Below are 3,900 nucleotides of genomic sequence, written 5' to 3' on the forward strand. Positions count from 1 at the left end.
TGATAGAAACAGAAGCCACTGGAGCACCTCAAAAACACCATCATACACTAAATCAGTAAGTTGGCAGCATCACCCTGATGGCAAAGCGGAATAATGATATGGATAATCTCGACGTTATTTGTATAGGTGCCGCTATTGTTGATATTCCATTGCAACCGGTCAGTAAAAATATCTTTGATGTGGATTCTTATCCTCTTGAAAGAATCGCAATGACCACCGGGGGTGATGCAATAAATGAAGCAACAATTATTTCTCGTCTGGGCCATCGTACAGCATTAATGAGCCGTATTGGTAAAGATGCCGCAGGACAGTTTATTCTCGACCATTGCCGCAAAGAGAATATTGATATTCAAAGCCTGAAGCAGGACGTCAGCATAGATACCTCTATTAACGTTGGACTGGTGACGGAGGATGGCGAGCGGACGTTTGTCACAAACCGTAACGGCAGTCTGTGGAAATTGAATATTGACGATGTTGATTTTTCGCGGTTTTCTCAGGCGAAATTATTATCTCTGGCCAGTATTTTCAACAGTCCTCTATTGGATGGTAAAGCGCTAACAGAAATTTTTACGCAAGCTAAAGCCCGGCAGATGATTATCTGTGCCGATATGATCAAACCGCGGTTGAATGAAACGCTGGATGATATTTGCGAAGCATTGAGTTATGTCGATTATCTGTTTCCTAATTATGCCGAGGCAAAATTACTCACCGGGAAAGAGACACTGGATGAAATTGCTGACTGCTTTCTTGCGTGCGGCGTAAAAACGGTGGTGATTAAAACGGGTAAAGACGGCAGCTTTATCAAGCGTGGTGACATGACGATGATGGTGCCGGCGGTCGCAGGAATAACCGCCATCGACACCATTGGCGCGGGCGATAACTTTGCTTCAGGTTTTATTGCGGCACTGTTAGAAGGCAAAAATCTGCGTGAATGCGCACGCTTTGCCAATGCAACGGCGGCTATCTCGGTTCTAAGCGTCGGTGCCACCACCGGCGTAAAAAACAGAAAGCTGGTCGAACAATTGCTGGAAGAATACGAAGGATAATGAAGGCAAATGAAAAAGATACCTTTAGGCACAACGGATATTACGCTTTCGCGAATGGGGTTGGGGACATGGGCCATTGGCGGCGGTCCTGCATGGAATGGCGATCTCGATCGGCAAATATGTATTGATACGATTCTTGAAGCCCATCGTTGCGGCATTAATCTGATTGATACTGCACCAGGATATAACTTTGGCAATAGTGAAGTTATCGTCGGTCAGGCGTTAAAAAAACTGCCCCGTGAACAGGTTGTAGTAGAAACCAAATGCGGCATTGTCTGGGAACGAAAAGGAAGTTTATTCAACAAAGTTGGCGATCGGCAGTTGTATAAAAACCTTTCCCCGGAATCTATCCGCGAAGAGGTAGAAGCCAGCTTGCAACGTCTGGGTATTGATTACATCGATATCTACATGACGCACTGGCAGTCGGTGCCGCCATTTTATACGCCGATCGCTGAAACTGTCGCAGTGCTTAATGAGTTAAAGGCTGAAGGGAAAATTCGCGCGATAGGCGCTGCTAACGTCGATGCTGACCATATCCGCGAGTATCTGCAATATGGTGAACTGGATATTATTCAGGCGAAATACAGTATCCTCGACCGGGCAATGGAAAACGAACTGCTGCCGCTATGTCGTGATAATGGCATTGTGGTTCAGGTTTATTCCCCGCTAGAGCAGGGATTGTTGACCGGCACCATCACTCGTGATTACGTTCCGGGTGGCGCTCGGGCAAATAAAGTCTGGTTCCAGCGTGAAAACATGCTGAAAGTGATTGATATGCTTGAACAGTGGCAGCCACTTTGTGCTCGTTATCAGTGCACAATTCCCACTCTGGCACTGGCGTGGATATTAAAACAGAGTGATTTAATCTCCATTCTTAGTGGGGCTACTGCACCGGAACAGGTACGCGAAAATGTCGCGGCACTGATTATCAACTTATCGGATGCAGACGCAACATTGATGAGGGAAATGGCAGAGGCCCTGGAGCGTTAAATACTCAACACGATTCACCTCTGTTTCTGTGAAAACTGTGATGAAAATCTGTGATTCAAACAGGTTGTTTTGAAAGTAAACATCGGTTATGCGATAATCGCGCTAATGTGATGTAAAAAGATACAGGGGTGTAATCGTGGCGGCAAAAGACAGGATTCAGGCAATTAAGCAAATGGTTGCCAACGATAAAAAAGTGACAGTCTCAAATTTGAGTGGGATTTTTCAGGTAACCGAAGAAACCATTCGCCGCGATCTTGAGAAGCTGGAAGATGAAGGCTTTTTGACCAGAACCTATGGTGGTGCTGTTTTAAATACAGCGATGTTGACGGAGAATATCCATTTTTATAAGCGCGCTTCATCGTTTTATGAAGAGAAGCAGCTTATTGCACGCAAGGCACTACCCTTTATCGACAATAAAACCACCATGGCAGCCGATTCCAGTAGTACCGTAATGGAATTGCTCAAATTGTTACAGGACCGTAGTGACCTGACGTTGCTAACCAACTCGGCGGAAGCGATTCATGTTCTGGCTCAGTCAGAAATTAAAGTCGTTTCAACGGGTGGGGAACTAAACAAAAATACACTTTCACTGCAAGGAAGAATTACTAAAGAGATCATCAGCCGCTATCATGTCGATATCATGGTAATGAGTTGTAAAGGTCTTGATATTAACAGCGGCGCGCTGGACTCTAATGAAGCGGAAGCTGAAATCAAAAAGACAATGATCCGTCAGGCGACAGAAGTTGCGTTATTGGTTGATCACTCTAAGTTTGATCGCAAAGCTTTTGTCCAGTTAGCTGATTTTAGTCATATTAATTACATAATAACTGATAAATCACCGGGTGCAGAGTGGATAGCATTTTGCAAAGACAATAATATCCAGCTGGTGTGGTAATTTAAGCACACGTTGTCAATATTATTTGTTCCTGCGCCTTGAAATAAAATGATGATAAAGATGCGGCAAGTGAATTTGCCGCAATTGCTACCTTTTTTAGCAAATCCGAGGCACCCAATGGAACAATATGATCAAATTGGCGCAAGACTGGACCGCTTGCCTTTGGCCCGGTTTCATTATCGTATATTTGGTATAATAAGCTTTAGTCTGTTATTAACGGGTTTTTTGAGTTACTCCGGTAATGTTGTCTTAGCAAAGCTGGTAAGCAATGGATGGTCAAATAATTTCCTCAATGCCGCCTTTACCTCGGCATTAATGTTTGGTTATTTCATCGGCTCTCTTACCGGTGGGTTCATCGGTGATTACTTTGGGCGGCGCAGGGCGTTTCGCATAAATCTTCTCATCGTCGGTATTGCTGCAACAGGGGCCGCTTTTGTCCCTGATATGTACTGGCTCATCTTCTTTCGCTTCCTGATGGGAACAGGAATGGGGGCGCTGATTATGGTTGGCTATGCCTCATTTACGGAGTTTATCCCCGCGACGGTGCGTGGAAAATGGTCCGCGCGGCTCTCATTTGTTGGTAACTGGTCGCCCATGCTGTCTGCGGCGATAGGTGTGGTGGTTATCGCTTTTTTTAGTTGGCGGATAATGTTTCTGTTGGGTGGTATTGGCATACTGTTAGCCTGGCTTCTCTCAGGTAAATACTTTATTGAGTCGCCACGATGGCTGGCAGGGAAAGGGCAAATCGCAGGTGCAGAATGCCAACTTCGTGAAGTAGAGCAGCAAATTGAAAGAGAGAAGAGTATTCGTTTACCCCCGCTTACTTCGTATCAGAGCAACAGCAAAGTTAAAGTAATCAAGGGTACTTTCTGGCTCCTGTTTAAAGGTGAAATGTGGTAATGACTCCAACTTATTGATAGTGTTTTATGTTCAGATAATGCCCGATGACTTTGTCATGCAGCTCCACCG

General features: G+C 45.0%; 4 protein-coding genes and 1 pseudogene. 4 read left to right on the forward strand and 1 reads right to left on the reverse strand.

The genetic code is table 11. From position 1 onward, the window contains the following. The first annotated feature begins 98 nt into the window (after positions 1–98). The 4 genes and pseudogenes from RTW80_RS22825 to RTW80_RS22840 form a co-directional block, all read left to right on the forward strand. Positions 99–1,046: a sugar kinase gene (locus tag RTW80_RS22825; RefSeq protein ID WP_012135891.1), complete on the forward strand. Its 948-nt coding sequence runs from the start codon at positions 99–101 to the stop codon at positions 1,044–1,046. Between the two features lie 9 nt (positions 1,047–1,055). Further along, the gene (gene ydjG, locus RTW80_RS22830) at positions 1,056–2,036 is read left to right on the forward strand and encodes an NADH-dependent methylglyoxal reductase (RefSeq protein ID WP_000723730.1); all 981 of its coding nucleotides are present in this window, start codon (positions 1,056–1,058) and stop codon (positions 2,034–2,036) included. A gap of 136 nt (positions 2,037–2,172) precedes the next feature. Then, complete coding sequence (locus RTW80_RS22835) at positions 2,173–2,931, forward strand: DeoR/GlpR family DNA-binding transcription regulator (RefSeq protein ID WP_000719088.1); 759 nt, start codon at positions 2,173–2,175, stop codon at positions 2,929–2,931. 117 nt (positions 2,932–3,048) lie between these two features. Then, a pseudogene (locus RTW80_RS22840) lies at positions 3,049–3,825 on the forward strand (MFS transporter); the annotation flags it as partial. A 16-nt stretch (positions 3,826–3,841) separates the two neighbouring features. On the opposite strand, the gene RTW80_RS31670 reads toward RTW80_RS22840, so the two are convergent. Beyond that, positions 3,842–3,898, reverse strand: a complete 57-nt coding sequence (locus RTW80_RS31670; protein WP_003032489.1) for an IS1 family transposase — start codon at positions 3,896–3,898, stop codon at positions 3,842–3,844. Positions 3,899–3,900: the final 2 nt, after the last annotated feature.

The organism is Escherichia sp. AM3 (assembly GCF_032029835.1).
Lineage (GTDB): Bacteria > Pseudomonadota > Gammaproteobacteria > Enterobacterales > Enterobacteriaceae > Escherichia > Escherichia coli.

What these genes read in the sequence shown, in the direction of transcription:
- RTW80_RS22825 (WP_012135891.1), top strand. Translation starts at nt 99, where the DNA reads ATGGATAATCTCGACGTTATTTGTATAGGTGCCGCTATTGTTGATATT.
- ydjG (WP_000723730.1), top strand. Translation starts at nt 1,056, where the DNA reads ATGAAAAAGATACCTTTAGGCACAACGGATATTACGCTTTCGCGAATG.